Annotated in this window: 14 protein-coding genes and 1 riboswitch; all 14 genes read left to right on the top strand. The window is 37.6% G+C overall.

The window, feature by feature from the left end:
• Positions 1–23: 23 nt before the first annotated feature.
• Positions 24–1,742 carry an assimilatory sulfite reductase (NADPH) hemoprotein subunit gene (gene cysI, locus D9842_RS16330; RefSeq protein ID WP_121663410.1) on the top strand — a complete coding sequence of 573 codons (1,719 nt, stop codon included), beginning with the start codon at positions 24–26 and terminating at the stop codon, positions 1,740–1,742.
• Between the two features lie 210 nt (positions 1,743–1,952).
• Entirely contained in the window at positions 1,953–2,930 is a 978-nt protein-coding gene (locus D9842_RS16325) for a ring-cleaving dioxygenase (protein ID WP_121663409.1), read from the top strand.
• 155 nt (positions 2,931–3,085) lie between these two features.
• Positions 3,086–3,170, top strand: a riboswitch (cyclic di-GMP riboswitch).
• Positions 3,171–3,228: 58 nt separating this feature from the next.
• The gene (locus tag D9842_RS16320; RefSeq protein WP_162987458.1) at positions 3,229–4,287 is read left to right on the top strand and encodes a GGDEF domain-containing protein; all 1,059 of its coding nucleotides are present in this window, start codon (positions 3,229–3,231) and stop codon (positions 4,285–4,287) included.
• Positions 4,288–4,350: 63 nt separating this feature from the next.
• Positions 4,351–5,190, top strand: coding sequence for an undecaprenyl-diphosphate phosphatase (locus tag D9842_RS16315; protein ID WP_121663407.1), 840 nt, complete (start codon positions 4,351–4,353; stop codon positions 5,188–5,190).
• A gap of 84 nt (positions 5,191–5,274) precedes the next feature.
• On the top strand, positions 5,275–6,501 hold the full coding sequence (locus tag D9842_RS16310) for an MFS transporter (protein ID WP_121663406.1): 1,227 nt from the start codon (positions 5,275–5,277) through the stop codon (positions 6,499–6,501).
• Positions 6,502–6,624: 123 nt separating this feature from the next.
• On the top strand, positions 6,625–8,019 hold the full coding sequence (locus tag D9842_RS16305; protein ID WP_121663405.1) for an aldehyde dehydrogenase: 1,395 nt from the start codon (positions 6,625–6,627) through the stop codon (positions 8,017–8,019).
• Positions 8,020–8,055: 36 nt separating this feature from the next.
• Positions 8,056–8,229, top strand: coding sequence for a hypothetical protein (locus D9842_RS25980; RefSeq protein WP_162987456.1), 174 nt, complete (start codon positions 8,056–8,058; stop codon positions 8,227–8,229).
• Between the two features lie 2,940 nt (positions 8,230–11,169).
• Complete coding sequence (locus tag D9842_RS16300; RefSeq protein ID WP_121663404.1) at positions 11,170–11,928, top strand: hypothetical protein; 759 nt, start codon at positions 11,170–11,172, stop codon at positions 11,926–11,928.
• Between the two features lie 12 nt (positions 11,929–11,940).
• Positions 11,941–12,360, top strand: a complete 420-nt coding sequence (locus D9842_RS16295; protein ID WP_121663403.1) for a hypothetical protein — start codon at positions 11,941–11,943, stop codon at positions 12,358–12,360.
• Between the two features lie 37 nt (positions 12,361–12,397).
• A complete protein-coding gene (locus D9842_RS16290) occupies positions 12,398–12,577 on the top strand; it encodes a Fur-regulated basic protein FbpA (RefSeq protein WP_121663402.1) in 180 nt (59 codons plus the stop codon).
• Between the two features lie 239 nt (positions 12,578–12,816).
• The gene (locus tag D9842_RS16285) at positions 12,817–13,359 is read left to right on the top strand and encodes a glycerol-3-phosphate responsive antiterminator (RefSeq protein ID WP_121663401.1); all 543 of its coding nucleotides are present in this window, start codon (positions 12,817–12,819) and stop codon (positions 13,357–13,359) included.
• Between the two features lie 200 nt (positions 13,360–13,559).
• Positions 13,560–15,221, top strand: a complete 1,662-nt coding sequence (locus tag D9842_RS16280; RefSeq protein WP_121665097.1) for a glycerol-3-phosphate dehydrogenase/oxidase — start codon at positions 13,560–13,562, stop codon at positions 15,219–15,221.
• 53 nt (positions 15,222–15,274) lie between these two features.
• Positions 15,275–16,207 (top strand): alpha/beta hydrolase, encoded by a 933-nt coding sequence (locus tag D9842_RS16275; RefSeq protein WP_121663400.1) that lies wholly within the window; start codon positions 15,275–15,277, stop codon positions 16,205–16,207.
• Between the two features lie 149 nt (positions 16,208–16,356).
• Entirely contained in the window at positions 16,357–17,556 is a 1,200-nt protein-coding gene (locus tag D9842_RS16270) for a GAF domain-containing SpoIIE family protein phosphatase (protein WP_121663399.1), read from the top strand.

Genomic DNA, 17,556 nt, shown 5'->3' with positions numbered 1-17,556 from the left:
TTGATTGAAAGGAGACTAGCAACATGGCGAACAAAATATTAAAAGCACCAGAAGGCCCACCAAGTGATGTTGAGGGTATTAAAGAACGAAGTGACTATTTGCGTGGAACGCTTAAAGAATCTATGCTTGAGCCATTAAGCTCAGGTATTTCAGATGATGATAACCGCTTAATGAAGCATCACGGCAGCTATTTACAAGATGACCGTGATCTTCGAAATGAGCGTCAAAAACAAAAATTAGAACCAGCTTATCAATTTATGCTACGTGTTCGTTTACCTGGTGGTGTTGCAACACCAAACCAGTGGCTTGTTATGGACGACCTTGCACAAAAATACGGAAACGGTACGTTAAAGCTAACAACTCGTATGACGTTCCAAATGCATGGGATTTTAAAATGGAACATGAAGAAAACGATTCAAGGTATTCATGCTTCATTGTTAGACACAATCGCCGCATGTGGGGACGTTAACCGTAACGTAATGTGTGTGGCAAATCCGTATCAATCGAACGTCCATCAAGAAGTGTACGAATGGTCGAAAAAATTAAGTGATGATTTATTACCACGTACAAGAGCTTATCATGAAATATGGCTTGATGAAGAAAGAGTAGCTGGTACACCAGATACTGATGAGCTAGAACCAATGTACGGTCCACTTTATTTACCACGTAAATTTAAAATTGGTATTGCGGTACCACCATCAAATGATGTGGATATTTTTTCTCAAGACTTAGGCTATATCGCCGTTGTTGAAAACGACAAGCTTGTTGGTTTTAACGTAGCAATTGGCGGTGGTATGGGAATGAGTCATGGTGATAAAGAAACATATCCACAGCTTGCGAAAGTTATTGGTTTCATTAAACCAGAACAGGCTTATGATGTAGCAGAAAAGATTATTACAATTCAACGTGACTATGGAAATCGTTCTGTACGTAAAAATGCACGTTTCAAATATACGGTCGATCGCCTAGGACTTGAAAACGTAAAAGAAGAGTTAGAAAATCGTCTTGGCTGGAGTTTAGAAGAAGCGAAGCCATTCACTTTCGATCATAACGGAGATCGCTATGGTTGGGAAAAAGGTGTGAAAGGAAAATGGAACTTCACGCTATTTATTGAAGGTGGACGTGTAACAGATTATGACGACTACAAGCTTATGACAGGTATTAGAGAAATTGCTAAAATTCACACAGGTGACTTCCGTTTAACAGCAAACCAAAACCTGATCATTGGAAATGTATCAAGTCAGAAAAAGAAAAAAATCAGTGAACTTATTGAAAAATACGGTTTAACTGATGGTAAGCATTATTCGGCATTACGTCGTAGTGCATTAGCATGTGTTGCTTTACCAACATGTGGTCTAGCAATGGCTGAAGCAGAACGTTACTTACCAAAATTAATTGATAAAATCGATGAGATTGTGGATCAAAACGGTTTAAAAGATAAAGAAATTACCATTCGTATGACAGGCTGTCCAAACGGATGTGCCCGTCACGCATTAGGTGAAATCGGCTTTATCGGTAAAGCACCTGGTAAATACAATATGTATCTTGGTGCAGCACATGACGGAAGCCGTTTAAGCAAAATGTACCGTGAAAACATTGGTGAAGAAGAAATTTTAAAAGAGCTAAATACGATTATCCCTCGCTATGCGAAGGAACGTGAAGAAAATGAGCACTTTGGGGACTTTGTCATTCGCGCAGGTATTATCGGAGAAACAACAGACGGAACGAACTTCCACGATTAATATAGGAAAAAGACAGGGGGATCCCTGTCTTTTTTTATACATTCATGAATTGGCCTTGGAAGTAAGCCGATTATCTATTATTTGAAAAAAAGGTTTTTCTATGATATATTATCTTTAATTCAAGATATTTTATTTAGAGATATTTTGTGAGGAATGTTACTAACAACTTGTAGTTAAAATATAAACAATACAAAATAATGGAGGATCACAATGAATCAATTAAAAGGTATTCATCATGTAACGGCTATAACAAGTAGTGCTGAGAAAAATTATGAGTTCTTCACATATGTGTTAGGAATGCGTTTAGTTAAGAAAACTGTAAATCAGGATGATATCCAGACATATCACTTATTTTTTGCTGATGATGTAGGAAGTGCAGGGACTGACATGACATTCTTTGACTTCCCTGGAATTCCAAAAGGAGTACACGGGACAAATGAAATTTCCAAAACATCATTTCGAGTTCCAACAGATGCTTCATTGGATTATTGGGTAAAACGTTTTGATCGCCTGGAAGTTAAACACACAGGAATTAAAGAGCAGTTTGGGAAAAAATCATTATCCTTTGTAGACTTCGATGATCAACAATATCAATTAATTTCAGATGAAAAAAATGAAGGAGTTGCCTCTGGTACACCATGGCAAAAAGGGCCGATTCCTCTAGAGCATGCTATTACTGGTTTAGGACCTATTTTCATTCGAGTAAATAATGTGGAACAAATGAAAGAGGTACTAGAGAAAGCACTTGGCTTTAAGGAAGTGGCACAGGAAGGATCATTTCACCTATTTGAAGTTGGCGAAGGGGGAAATGGAGCACAGGTCATTTTAGAGCATAATGATGTACTCCCTCATGGAATTCAGGGCTATGGCACTGTTCATCATGTTGCCTTCCGTGTTGAAGACCGCGTAGTGTTAGAAGAGTGGATTAGTCATATGCAAAGCATCGGTTTTCCAACTTCAGGCTATGTGAATCGTCACTTCTTCGAATCACTATATGCAAGAGTTGCACCCCATATACTTTTTGAATTTGCAACTGATGGACCAGGCTTTATGGGAGATGAACCTTATGAAACTCTAGGAGAAAAGCTGTCATTACCTCCATTTCTAGAGCCAAAACGGGAACAAATTGAAAAGCTGGTTCGTCCAATTGATACTGTTCGTAGTACAAAGGAGATCGTAAAGGAATAGGAAAAAAGGAGGAGAACCTTTATAGGTTTTCCTTTTTAAAATTAGCTATAAACAAAGAATTCATATTACTTGTAGATTTATCCATATTAGTATAGAATAGGTTTATAGGTAAAAAGTATCAAGGAATATATTCCTGTATTTCTCAACTCCAACTAAATAGTTAAGGGCAAATCTACTGAAAGGTAGAGACGCAAAGCTACAGGGGCTAAGTTCTGAGGAATATGCTTGCCAGTTACCGATTTAATATAAAGAAGAACTAATCGGTGGATTAGTTCTTTTTTTAGGAGCGATGACGGTCTTGTATAGTGATCTATCAACATTTGAAAATCAAAAACGAAAGCTGTATTTATATGTCATACCTATTGTTTTACTGTCTCTATTATTTGGTCTTCATAGTTGGAATGAATTTAACTTTCTAGATAGAACTATAGTAGCTTCATACTTAATCCTTTTTATAAGTTCCTACTTTTTAATCTTGAAGAGAATTTTCTTTAGAGTCGTTGAACTTACAATTTTTATATCAGTGTCTATTGTTCACTTATTGCTAACATACTGGTCTTTACATGTGGAAAGTGTTCAGAGTCAACATTATTCGATTAGTGATGCTGCAGTTTGGACACCGATGATTTATATTTATATTTTTATTACATTCTATGGAATTTACGGAATCGTGTTATCCATTGTTTTATGGTCTATGACAACAGCAATCATTCTATCTTCTTTGAGCATTATACAGGTTGATATGATTAACTCACTTATAAACTACCAGTTAGCAATGTTTGTTTATATTGTTATACTTTTTTTCGCTAGAAAAGGCCTTGATGCATCTGTTAGGACTTCAATGCTTGAGCAAATGGCTTTTAAGGATATGTTAACCGGTATTGAGAATAGACGGGCTGTTCACCAGTTGTTTGAAAAGCTTAATTCTGAAAGTAAAACGTATTCTATTATCTTTTTTGATATTGATTATTTCAAAAAAGTGAATGATCAGTATGGACATAGTGTCGGTGATTCAGTTTTAATAGAAATTTCTAGGATCATTAGTTGTGGTTTAAACAAAAGCGATTTTTTTGCTCGGTGGGGTGGAGAAGAATTCATTGTCATTACAAAAAAAGAGACGATTGATAAAACATTAAAGCTAGCTGAAAAGCTAAAACTCTTAATTAGCCAACATCAGTTTAAGGTAGTAGGAAAACTTACTGCAAGCTTTGGTATATCCGAGTCTCAACCAGGCCAACTAGCTGAACTAGTATTAGAACAGGCAGACCAAGCTTTGTATTCAGCAAAGGCTAGTGGGCGAAATAAAATTATGATGTTTGGTGAGCAAGGCGAAAATAAAAAAGAGATTCCCTCCTGACAATTTTAACGTTATACTTACTTTTGTGGTTTAACGATTAAAAGAATGATAGGAGCTTACAAGATGGATATTCTTACACTCTTAAAGGCTGTTATACTTGGCTTAGTAGAAGGGTTAACTGAATTTGCACCCGTTTCTTCAACTGGTCATATGATTATTGTCGACGATATGTGGTTACAATCGGAAGATTTTTTAGGTAAATATGTAGCAAATACGTTTAAAATTGTTATACAACTAGGCTCCATTTTAGCTGTAGTGGTCGTCTTTAAGGACCGCTTTATCCAAATGTTGGGTTTAGGTAGATTGAGCAAAAAAACAGCTGAATCTACGGAAGGAACAAGACGTTTAAAGCTTACTCAAGTCATTGTAGGCTTAATCCCAGCCGGTGTGCTAGGTGTTCTTTTCGAGGATTATATTGATGAACATTTATTTTCTATTACAACTGTGTTAATCGGTTTAGTTGTTGGGGCAGTCTTAATGATCGCAGCCGATCTTTTTGGTCCAAAGGAAGTAAAAATTGAGACAGTTGATCAAATTACTTATAAACAAGCATTTTCTGTTGGATTAATACAATGTCTTTCATTATGGCCTGGATTTTCACGTTCTGGATCAACCATTTCAGGAGGAGTTCTACTCGGAATGAGCCACCGTGCTGCAGCTGATTTTACTTTTATTATGGCAGTACCAATCATGGCGGGAGCAAGCGCGATCTCTCTTTTGAAAAACTGGCAATACTTTTCTATTGAAGCCATGCCATTTTTTATCGCAGGATTTATTAGTGCCTTTGTATTTGCTCTTCTTTCAATTCGCTTTTTCCTAAAGCTCATTAATAAAATCAAGTTAATGCCCTTTGCGATTTATCGAATTTTATTAGTTATTGTGATATGGATTGTATACTTTTAATTTTTGTAGCCTGTTCTAGAGAAAAATGGAACAGGCTTTTTATCATTTAAAAATATGTGAAAAAAAGATAACATACATATAAGGATGAAAGTTTGTTTTAGGAGGTATCGTGTTATAAGCGTTATTAAAGTTTCAGTCTATGACCATATGTTATTTATTATCATAACCTTTATCTATTGGTTCTCTCTGTATATTTATGTTCCAGTGTTTGTTTCTTATTTGGACTTCTTAGGTGGGACTTATACATTAGTAGGGTTTATCGTTGGCAGTTATGGGATCATGCAAATTTTACTACGTCTTCCGGTAGGGATTATTTCAGATCGACTACAAATTCGAAAGCCGTTTGTCATGATCGGACTCATTACAGGGGTTATTAGCTGCTTTGGTTTTGCTTTGACAGAAAGCCTTGGCTTTGCGTTATTAGCCAGGTTTGTTTCAGGAGTAACTGCTTCGATGTGGGTGGCTTTTACTGTATTATATGCTAGTTATTTTAAACAAGAAGACACAACAAAGGCTATGGGTAATGTCCAGTTTATAACTGTATCATCCCAACTAATTAGTATGGGGCTAAGTGGTTATCTTGTTAGTCATTGGGGTTGGAAGGCACCTTTTTGGTTAGGTGGAGTTATTGGTACGATAGGGATTATACTTTCCTTACAAGTGAGAGAGGTAAGTGGTGAAAAGAATACTAAGAAGATTGAAAAACACGAACTGACAGAAGTTTTTAGAGAAAAGATTGTGTTAAAAGCAGCCATTTTATCTGCAATTGCTCATGCAGTCTTATTTATTACGATGTTTGGCTTTACCCCTGATTATGCTCTAACAATAGGTGCCGAAAGTGAAACATTGCTTTTTCTTGTGTTTAGTTTCATGATACCACATGCTATTGCACCGATTGTGACAGGTAGCTATTTGATTGCTCGTTTTCAAAAATGGACAATATTAATGATAGGCTTTTTAGGTACATGTATATTTTCTGCTATAATACCGTTTATCAGCAGTCTACCTATTCTATATGTATCTCAAGCTTTAAATGGATGTGCACAAGGAATGACGATACCATTATTAATGGGCATGGCCATTCAAACGATTCCAAACAATAAACGTGCAACTGCAATGGGTCTCTTTCAAGCAATTTATGCGTTAGGTATTTTTCTTGGTCCATTTATTGCGGGTCTGTTTAGTCATGAAGGTGCCTATGTTTCAGTGTTTTTAACGGCTGGTGGAGCTGGATTCATAGGGATGATCTTATCAATGAAATGGGGACTTATGAACACTACTGTGCAAGGCAAGCGAGCACAGTCACTGTAATAAAAGGCTTAATCACAAGATTAAGTCTCTTTCTATAGCATTAGGCACACCTCTTTTTGATACTAAGAATGTAAGATGTCTATATTAACAATAAGTGATGAAGCGTATTAGGAGGACTTTTTTATGACACAGATAAAGGAGCAATCACTTACTACAGTCGAAAATACTGTAAGAAGGCAAAAGGAATTTTTTCGCAAAGGACAAACAAAATCAAAAGATTTTCGAGTGAATATGCTAAAGAAGCTTGCTGAACAAATTAGAAAAAATGAAGAGAAGATATGCATCGCTCTCAAACGGGATTTAAATAAATCAGAAACAGAGGCCTATGTCACTGAGATCGGATTTCTTTTAGAGGAAATAAGCTTTACATTAAAACATATTCATAAATGGATGAAGCCGGAAAAAGTAAAAACAGCCAAAACACATATTGGCTCAAAGGGGTTTAAAGTGGCAGAACCATATGGAGTAACGCTTATTATAGCTCCATGGAATTATCCTTTTCAGCTACAACTAGCTCCTTTAATTGGTGCAATTGCAGCAGGAAACACAGCGGTATTAAAACCTTCAGAATTAACCCCGCACACTTCAAAATTGCTTGCTGAAATGATAAAAGACACCTTTTCTTCTGAATACATAGCTGTACTTGAAGGTGGTGTTGAAACGACGACTTATTTACTAGATCAAGAGCTTGATTATATCTTTTTTACAGGAAGTGTCCCTGTTGGAAAAGTCGTAATGGAAGCTGCTGCAAAACGATTAATTCCAATTACACTTGAATTGGGTGGAAAAAGTCCTTGTATCGTAGATGAAACAGCAAATATTGAATTGGCTGCAAAACGGATTGCCTTTGGTAAATTTATTAATGCAGGTCAGACCTGTATTGCTCCTGATTATTTATTTGTTCATAAGAAAGTTAAAGATTTGTTCCTAACTGAAATTAAGAAGGTTATTGTAGATTTTTATGGAGATAAACCATTAGAAAATGAGGAGTTTACAAGAATTGTAAATAATCGTCATTTTCAACGATTAAAGAACTATTTGTCTGACGGCTCACTATTATTTGGAGGCGACACTGACGAGACAAGCTTGAAAATAGAGCCAACCCTGTTAGAACCGAAGAGTATGGCTTCTGGTGTTATGACAGACGAAATCTTCGGACCAATCTTCCCTGTGCTTGAATATGAAAATATCCGTACTGTGATTGATTTTGTAACAGATCGTCCTAAGCCGTTAGCTTTGTATTTATTTACGACATCTGAAGAAATGGAGAAGAAGGTAACAGAATCTATTTCATTCGGTGGTGGATGTATTAACGACACACTTATGCATATTGCCACCCCGTATCTTCCTTTTGGAGGTGTCGGAGAAAGCGGTATGGGTACCTACCATGGTCAATCGAGCTTTACAGCATTTTCACATTATAAAAGTGTCCTCAAACAAACAAATCGATTTGACTTTCATTTTCGATATCCTAATGCAAAAAATGGGTTGAAATTAATGAAGAGGTTAATGAAATAAGCGAGACTCTGACTTCGGAAGGGAGAGGTCTCTTTAATGAAAGTTAACAAACAAGAATTGCACGCAGAAAGACAGAATCAGAACAAGGATCAGTTCTGGAGTGCAAACCTTGTCTCGATAGAAGAGGAATCGGGACAAGAAACCGGTCGTGGGATTAAAATGTGTCTCGATAGAAGAGGAATCGGGACAAGAAACCGGTCGTGGGATTGAAATGTGTCCCGATAGTGGAGGAATCGGAACACAAATCAGGTTATGGGATCAAGATGTGTCTCGATAGTAGAGGAATCGGGACAGAAATCAGGTCGTGGGATTGAAATGTGTCCCGATAGTGGAGGAATCGGGACATAAATTAGGTCGTGGGATCAAGGTGTGTCTCGATAGAAGAGGAATCGGGACAGAAATCAGGTCGTGGGATCAAGATGTGTCTCGATAGTAGAGGAATCGGGACAAAATACAGGTCATGGGATCGAAATGTGTCCCGATAGTGGAGGAATCGGGCCACAAATCAGGTCGTGGGATCAAGATGTGTCCCGATAGAAGAGGAATCGGGACAGAAATCAGGTCATGGGATCAAGATGTGTCTCGATAGAAGAGGAATCGGGACAGAAATCAGGTCATGGGATCAAGGTGTGTCTCGATAGTAGAGGAATCGGGACAGAAATCAGGTCATGGGATCGAAATGTGTCCCGATAGTGGAGGAATCGGGCCACAAATCAGGTCGTGGAATCAAGATGTGTCTCGATAGAAGAGGAATCGGGACAGAAATCAGGTCATGGGATCAAGGTGTGTCCCGATAGTAGAGGAATCGGGACAAAAAACAGGTCAATTGATCAAGATGTGTCCCGATAGTAGAGGAATCGGGACACAAATTAGGTCGTGGGATCAAAGTGTGTCCCGATAGAAGAGGAATCTGGACACAAATTAGGTCATGGGATCGAAATGTGTCCCGATAGTGGAGGAATCTGGACACAAATCAGGTCATGGGATCAAGATGTGTCTCGATAGTAGAGGAATCGGGACAGAAATCAGGTCATGGGATCAAGGTGTGTCTCGATAGAAGAGGAATCGTGACACAAATCAGGTCGAGGGATCAAGGTGTGTCCCGATAGTAGAGGCATTGGGACACAAATCAGGTCGAGGGATCAAGGTGTGTCCCAATAGTAGAGGAATTTGGACACAAATTAGGTCATGGGATCGAAATGTGTCCCGATAGTGGAGGAATCGGGACACAAATCAGGTCGTGGGATCAAGATGTGTCTCGATAGTAGAGGAATCGGGACAGAAATCAGGTCATGGGATCAAGATGTGTCTCGATAGAAGAGGAATCGGGACAGAAATCAGGTCATGGGATCAAGGTGTGTCTCGATAGTAGAGGAATCGGGACAGAAATCAGGTCATGGGATCGAAATGTGTCCCGATAGTGGAGGAATCGGGCCACAAATCAGGTCGTGGAATCAAGATGTGTCTCGATAGTAGAGGAATCGGGACAGAAATCAGGTCATGGGATCAAAGTGTGTCCCGATAGTAGAGGAATCGGGACAAAAAACAGGTCAATTGATCAAGATGTGTCCCGATAGTAGAGGAATCGGGACACAAATTAGGTCGTGGGATCAAAGTGTGTCCCGATAGAAGAGGAATCGGGACAAAAATTAGGTCATGGGATCGAAATGTGTCCCGATAATGGAGGAATCGGGCCACAAATCAGGTCATGGGATCAAGATGTGTCTCGATAGTAGAGGAATCGGGACAGAAATCAGGTCATGGGATCAAGATGTGTCTCGATAGTAGAGGAATCGGGACAGAAATCAGGTCATGGGATCAAGATGTGTCTCGATAGTAGAGGAATCGGGACAGAAATCAGGTCATGGGATCAAGGTGTGTCTCGATAGTAGAGGAATCGGGACAGAAATCAGGTCATGGGATCGAAATGTGTCCCGATAGTGGAGGAATCGGGCCACAAATCAGGTCGTGGAATCAAGATGTGTCTCGATAGTAGAGGAATCGGGACAGAAATCAGGTCATGGGATCAAAGTGTGTCCCGATAGTAGAGGAATCGGGACAAAAAACAGGTCAATTGATCAAGATGTGTCCCGATAGTAGAGGAATCGGGCCACAAATTAGGTCGTGGGATCAAAGTGTGTCCCGATAGAAGAGGAATCGGGACAAAAATTAGGTCATGGGATCAAAATGTGTCCCGATAGTGGAGGAATCCGGACACAAATCAGGTCATGAGAACAAGATGTGTCTCGATAGTAGAGGAATCGGGACAGAAATCAGGTCGTGGAAACAAAATGTGTCCCGATAGTAGAGGAATCGGGACAGAAATCCGGTCATGAGACCAAAATGTGTCCCGATAGTAGAGGAATCGGGACAAAAAACAGGTCGAGGAAACAAAATGTGTCCCGATAGAAGAGGAATCGGGACAAAAAACAGGTCGTGGAAACAAAATGTGTCTCAATAGTATAAGAATCGGGACACAAATCAGGCCTTGAGACCAAAATGTCTCCCGATAATAGCCGAATTTCTCTAAGCCGATCATAAAAAGTGAAAAGAAACGTGAAACCAACAGTACACAAAGACTACTTGCACCTAGTGCTCTCCATCAATAAACAAAAAAAACTAATAAAATTAATAAAAGCCATTGACAATGATATTGAGAATCATTATCATATGATTATAGAGATAATCAATTACACCTTACTTTACATAGTCGTCACTAAGCGGTCGTTCAAAGCAGGGTTGCCTTGATTCATCTTGAAACTCGATTTTCCCCAACCCCCTATATAGTGAAAAAGCTTGGCTGGTCACCAAGCTTTTTTGTATGCCATTAAATGTTTCCACGAAAACATTTCTGTTCATTTTTCTCATGTATTACGTCTAAAAACAAAGTCATAAGATCTGCTTGACATTGAGAATTGTTTTCATTTAAAATATCCTCAAAGGATAATGATAATCATTTTCATCTACAAGGAGTGTATGATGGAACAGACAACGCCCATCATTATATTTAATTATTGTGCACTTTGCGGTTTTCTCGAATGTACAGAAAATCATGATGATCCGGTCTGTCCCTGCTGTGGAGCAGGTCTACTTGATTATGATTAACAATGAGAACGAATTTCATTTAGCGGAAAAAGGAAGGGATTCTAAATGGTACATAAAAACAACCAGACTTATATAAGTCCGATGACTGATGAGCATTTAGAGTCATTTATTAAATGTCCATATAAAATTTATTACCAGCAAACTCTAGAGGGAAAAGAAAGTGATATAAGGTGGAGACAGATTGTTCAATTACTTATTAATGGAGTTGTTCAGGCTTATTATCAGTTGCCAGTAAAAGAACAGACAAAGTTAATGGCCTTTAAGTTAATTGATCGTTATTGGAGTAATGTTAGTCTTCGCTACTTTCAGTCTAAAGAGAAATATTATATGGTTTTGGCCAAAACAACTGATCATCTTTTGCAGTTTCTTTCTACCAAAGACCATGACATACCACCTTTGATTTTATATGAGAAGCTTCATACATATATGAAGGGATTGGAGATGCAGTTTTCCATTACACTTGAATTGGTTGAATGGTCAATAAAGTCATTTACTATTAAAAAATTCCTTGTGGATGCAGACCAGGAATTAATAGATCTTTACACTCATTTACTAGCCGTTTTCTCTTACGAAGCTTTTGGCATTTTACCAGAAAGAATTGAGATTTACTCTTTAATGGAGGGAGAAGTATTTGTTACAACTCCTTCTGTGAAGGATATTCCAAAAGGTGTTATGTATTTGGAATATATGAAAGAATTGGTTCAAAACGGTTCATTAAGTGATTGTGTTAATTGTCCATTTACTGACAGATGTCAGGAGGATCATCCGGTAAGACCGAACAGAATTAAAAATAACTGGCATTAAGGAGGAAAGTACATGCATCATCATTATTTAATTGTAACCAAATCGTTTGAGCATATAGTTGATTGTTTTTGTCCGGACGGAGATCACTCAGATGTTCTTGAAATTAAAAAAGAGGACTTTATTGAAGTGACAAATGATAAAAAATTTCTTTTTGATACAGGGTGGTATATTTTAGTCATCTTAAATAGACATTGGCATTTTTATATGGCTCTGGACGATTTAGATAAATATTTTACGAAAGGTTATCTAGCTTCATTAGTGGATATTGAATTAAAAATAAATCATTTAAAGTTTCAAATAGATCAGTCGCTGGGGAAAGGTGATGAACCCTCTTTTTTGCATAGCACAAAATGCTTAAAAGAGTCATCGGAACTTAAAGTAAGATTAGAGCACTTTCTTCATCAAATGGAGATTGAAAGTCAATTTTTGTAGATTTTCCTATCATTCTTTAATAAAGGAGTGGACGAATATGGGTGAAATCTTTAAAAAAGCAATTCGCTTGAAAAAGGAACAGGTCATTCAGCAATTGTTAAGGCTAGATTACTATAAATCTTCAGATAATCGTCAATTATATGAACTAACTCTTAGTGAGTTGGAGAGTGAGTATAAAGCAGTAACGGGACATCATGTGCATAGCGGATTAAGGTGAAAATAACGATCGTGGGATTGGGTATACCACGGTCGTTTTCTTACTACTAAAATGCTAGAAAGGGGAAAAGTTCTTATAAATGAAAGTTAGTAGAAACGTGACTTTTCCTTATAAACTAACGAAATCATATCCCTATCCATTTTTTGCTTTTCAGATTCATGCCAAAACCTTTTATTTACAAATCCGTTATTTAAATTTAAGCTTGGTATAGAACTTTTATTTAAAGGAAAGGAACTACCATGCAAAAAATTTTACCGGCTTTTTCCTCAATCAAACAGTTTGAGAAATTTTTACAAAGTGATTATGAGATCGGAATATTCCTTGAAACTCACATTTCTCAATTAGGCAATTTTCATAAATTAGCAGAGCAGCATCATAAAAAGTTGATTTACCATGTTGATTTAATACATGGGCTGAAAAATGATGATTATGCTGCTGAATACATATGCCAGGAGTTTGATCCGTATGGTCTTATTTCTACAAAATCTAATGTGATTTTAAAAGCAAAGCAAAAGGGTGTTGTCGCCATTCAACGAATGTTTTTAATTGATTCACATGCTTTGGAAAGAAGCTATCGTTTACTTGAAAAAACAAAGCCTGATTACATTGAGGTGCTCCCAGGGGCAATGCCGTGGATGATTCAAGAGGTAAAGGAACGAACAAAAACAAAGATTCTTGCCGGAGGTCTTATTCGGACACCGGAAGAAGTGGAAAAGGCACTTGAGGCGGGTGCTGATGCGATTACCACTTCTAAAAGAGAGCTATGGAAATTCAGCAAGTAGACTGTGTTCGTATTGAACAGAAATCTTTCCATACCGCACGGAAAATGCTACAATAAAAATAAGTTAATAAGACGGTTAGAGAATCGGAGAGACCAAACTACATTATAGTCACTTGTCTATGATGTTGTTTGGTCTCTTTTTTGTTAGTAATCCGTCCTTTTATTAAGCCTTACATTTGACGCTAAGGGGATGTCGAAATGATGAAGTTTTCAAGTATAACAAGAGGTGCACTTCTTGAAACGATGGATAAACAGGAATACGACTTGCTCGTTATTGGGGGAGGAATTACAGGGGCTGGGATTGCGTTGGATGCTGTCCTTCGCGGGATGAAGGTCGCAGTTGTTGAAATGCAGGATTTTTCTGCAGGAACATCGAGTCGTTCAACAAAACTTGTTCATGGTGGATTAAGATATTTAAAACAATTTCAAGTAGCGATGGTGGCTGAGGTTGGGAAAGAACGTGCAATTGTGTATGAAAATGGACCACATGTCACAACCCCTGAATGGATGCTGTTGCCGATACACCAAGGAGGAACCTTTGGCACATTCACTACCTCCGTTGCGTTACGATTTTATGATTTTTTAGCAAGTGTAAAAAAGGGAGAACGCCGTAAAATGTTGTCTGCAAAGGATACATTACGTAAAGAGCCGTTACTTAAGAAAAAGGGGTTAAAAGGTGGGGGCTATTATGTTGAATATCGAACAGATGATGCAAGGTTAACGATTGAAGTATTAAAGGCAGCTGTTCAAAATGGAGCTCATATCGTAAATTATGCAAAAGCAGTTGATCTTTTATATAAAGATAATAAAGTGTCAGGTGCGACAGTGATGGATATGCTCACACATACGCAATATACCATCTCAGCCAAGAAAGTTGTAAATGCAGCTGGTCCTTGGGTGGATGATGTACGGAACAAGGATTATTCGAGAAATAACAAACAGCTCCGTTTAACTAAAGGAGTTCACTTAGTACTTGATCAATCTGCTTTTCCCCTTCAGCAAGCTGTTTATTTTGATACACCAGACGGCCGAATGGTTTTTGCTATTCCACGTGATGGGAAAACGTATGTAGGGACAACAGATACATTTTTCGAGGAAGACACAGCCAATCCAAAAATGCTTGCAGAAGACCGAGATTATATTTTAAACAGCATAACGTATATGTTTCCGAATGTGAAATTATCAAAGGAAGATGTTGAATCAAGCTGGGCTGGAGTGCGTCCATTGATTTACGAAAAAGGAAAAGACCCTTCTGAGATTTCTCGTAAGGATGAGATTTGGGAAGCTGACAGTGGGCTTATAACAATTGCTGGTGGAAAATTAACAGGCTATCGAAAAATGGCTGAGTCAGTAGTGGATCTCGTTTCAAAGAGAATCAGTGAATCCTCACAGGGCGTTTCCTTCAAACGTTCTCAAACGAAAACATATCCAATCTCAGGTGGTAATGTTGGCGGTTCGAAGGGATTTATGGCTTTTATTAAGAAAAAAGAGGTAGAAGCAGTTAAATACGGTTTTACGAAAGAAGAAGGTCATTTTTTAGCAAAGCAATACGGATCAAATGTGGATTTAGTTTTTGAGTACAGCAATAGCTATCATAGTCATGAGGAAATGGGTTTATCAAGGGGTGTATATGCTCAGCTTATGTACGCCATCGAGCATGAAATGGTGGTGAAGCCGGTTGATTTCTTTATCCGCCGGACAGGAGCTTTATTTTTTGATCGTAACTGGGTGATTACCTGGAAGGAAAAAGTGATCCTGTTCATGGCAAAAAAATTAAATTGGACGGAAGATCAAATGAAGTATTATCAGGTACAATTAGATCAAGAATTAAAAGATGCTGTTACACCGGTAGATGAAAGGTAGGCTGTGAAGGGGGGAGGAGAGTGCTATAACTCCCTTATTAAGGAGTGGATGAGTTGAAAAAAGAATACTGGTTACCAATGAAAGATGGACATGAAATTTTTGTTGTGAAATGGTCGGATGAAACAAAGAAACCAAGAGCAGTTATCCAGTTGTCACATGGAATGGCTGAACATATTAAACGTTATGAAACATTTGCTCAATTCTTAGTTTCTAATGGAATTTATTTGGTTGGAAATGATCATCGGGGACATGGACGAACAGGAGAAAAAAGTGGAAATAGTGGTTACTTTGCAGAAAATAATGGGTTTGAGAAAGTGGTAGAAGATTTAAAGGAAGTTTATGATCATGTTCGTGAGCAGTACCCCTCTATCCCTATATTTTTAATGGGTCATAGTATGGGCTCTTTTTTAGTTAGACGTTTTCTACAACGCTTTCAAACGGATATTCACGGTGTAATCTTGTCAGGTACAGGTGGGAACTCCCCCATTGCATTATCAATTGCGAAACTCCTTGCAAAGTCACAAATTAAAAAGTATGGTAGCCAGGCTGAGAGTAAATTGTTAAATCGATTAACAACTGGCAGTTATAATAAAAGGTTTGTAAATGCTGAAACAGAGTTTGAATGGTTGTCCCGTGATTCTCAACAAATAAAGAATTACATGGATGATACTTATTGTGGAAAACCGGCAACAACAAGCTTTTATTACGATCTATATGATGGACTTAAACGCATCCAGGAAGATAAAGAAGTAAAAAAGGTTCAAAAGAATATACCATTTTATCTTTTCAGCGGAGATATGGATCCTGTTGGAAACTATTCAAAAGGAGTATCAGGATTGATAAAACAAATGAAAAAGCATGGAATAGTTGAAATTGATTGTAAAATCTATAAAGATGGTCGTCATGAAATGTTAAACGAAGTAAATCGTGATGAAGTGTTTAAAGATCTTTTACAATGGCTGCAAAAACAATTGAATAAAAAGTGAAGATGAAATGTTAGTTTGTAAAACAAGCTAACATTTTTTATTTTGACAAAAACATAAAAAAATGTAGAATTATGTCGATATAAGAAGAAAGACTCTTTATTGTTATCTTAGTAAACAGCATGTAAAATCCACAGGAATAAGGGAGATCTATGAGTAAATTAAAAAAGTTTGAACAAGCTGCTTTAAACGTCATGCAATTAATGAGTAAAACGATAACGGCTCGTTCATTTTTTGTCGCATCTACTAGAAATAACCGATTTAAAATACTAGAAAAATTCAATCTGGAAGGCGGATGTCCAATTCCTCGTCATGTGGACGAACCAGTCGAAATGTCGTACTGCCATATTGTGGCTAACAATAAAAAACCTTTATTAGTAAAAGATGCAGAAAATAAAGAGCCGTTTAAAAGTATGGCTGTAACAGATGCCTTTTCAATTGGATCATATGCAGGAGTGCCGATTTACATGCAAGATGGATCCGTATTTGGAACATTATGTGCCCTAGATCCCCTTCCTAATAGTTTAAGTGAAAAGGACATCTCTGTTTTGGAGATGTATGCAAGCTTTATCAGTAATACCATTAGTCTGGAAGAGGCATATTCAAAGCTAAAACAATATGAAGAACAAATAACACTAGAGCTGCAGTTAGCGAAGAACATTCAAACTTCTTTTTTAAGTGAAAAAATAGATGATGAACGGATAGAGATTGATTTCCTTTACACTCCTTCCTCCCATTTATCGGGAGATTTATGCCGATGGTGTAAAGTAAAGGATGGTGTGTACACAGCGATTGTCCTGGATGTTATGGGACATGGAGTTTCATCTGCAATGATTGGAATGGCGATTACACCTATTTTAAAAAATATTGTAAATGATGTGAACTCTCCTTATGAAGTAATGTGTGAGTTAAATCGTTTAATAAAAGAGTGGTTTCAGAATAATTCCAAGGTTACCACCTTTATAACAGGTATTTATCTAGTAATTGATACGAACAACAATGTGATTAAGTATTATAATGCCGGACACCCCGCAGGAATGCTAGTCAATCATAACGGAACTTCTGAGATGTTGGAGGAAGGTGGCGTACCATTAGGAATATTGGATGAGTTACCCTATGTAGAAGCGAGTGTAACCTATCAAAATCCATGTGAAATTCTCCTTTACTCGGATGGAGTACTTGATCATTTAATCGAAAAAAACGATTCGCAGCAACTTATTTTAGCATTAATGGATCGATATAAAGAGTATGTTAGCAATCAAGTATCCATCATTCCGTTGCTGAAGGACCAAGTAAGTCGATTAAAAACATTAAACGACGATATTTGTGCGGTATCAATTTCGGTTAAATAA

Origin of the sequence: Metabacillus litoralis (genome assembly GCF_003667825.1) — a bacterium.
In the GTDB taxonomy this organism is placed as follows: Bacteria; Bacillota; Bacilli; order Bacillales; family Bacillaceae; genus Metabacillus; species Metabacillus litoralis_B.
Note: the sequence above shows the minus strand (reverse complement) of the source record. Positions and strands in the feature narration are given on the sequence as shown.

Coding starts and splice junctions, on each gene's coding strand:
- cysI (WP_121663410.1), top strand. CDS start 24: ATGGCGAACAAAATATTAAAAGCACCAGAAGGCCCACCAAGTGATGTT.
- D9842_RS16325 (WP_121663409.1), top strand. CDS start 1,953: ATGAATCAATTAAAAGGTATTCATCATGTAACGGCTATAACAAGTAGT.
- D9842_RS16315 (WP_121663407.1), top strand. CDS start 4,351: ATGGATATTCTTACACTCTTAAAGGCTGTTATACTTGGCTTAGTAGAA.
- D9842_RS16310 (WP_121663406.1), top strand. CDS start 5,275: ATGAAAGTTTGTTTTAGGAGGTATCGTGTTATAAGCGTTATTAAAGTT.
- D9842_RS16305 (WP_121663405.1), top strand. CDS start 6,625: ATGACACAGATAAAGGAGCAATCACTTACTACAGTCGAAAATACTGTA.
- D9842_RS25980 (WP_162987456.1), top strand. CDS start 8,056: ATGAAAGTTAACAAACAAGAATTGCACGCAGAAAGACAGAATCAGAAC.
- D9842_RS16300 (WP_121663404.1), top strand. CDS start 11,170: ATGGTACATAAAAACAACCAGACTTATATAAGTCCGATGACTGATGAG.
- D9842_RS16295 (WP_121663403.1), top strand. CDS start 11,941: ATGCATCATCATTATTTAATTGTAACCAAATCGTTTGAGCATATAGTT.
- D9842_RS16290 (WP_121663402.1), top strand. CDS start 12,398: ATGGGTGAAATCTTTAAAAAAGCAATTCGCTTGAAAAAGGAACAGGTC.
- D9842_RS16285 (WP_121663401.1), top strand. CDS start 12,817: ATGCAAAAAATTTTACCGGCTTTTTCCTCAATCAAACAGTTTGAGAAA.
- D9842_RS16280 (WP_121665097.1), top strand. CDS start 13,560: ATGAAGTTTTCAAGTATAACAAGAGGTGCACTTCTTGAAACGATGGAT.
- D9842_RS16270 (WP_121663399.1), top strand. CDS start 16,357: ATGAGTAAATTAAAAAAGTTTGAACAAGCTGCTTTAAACGTCATGCAA.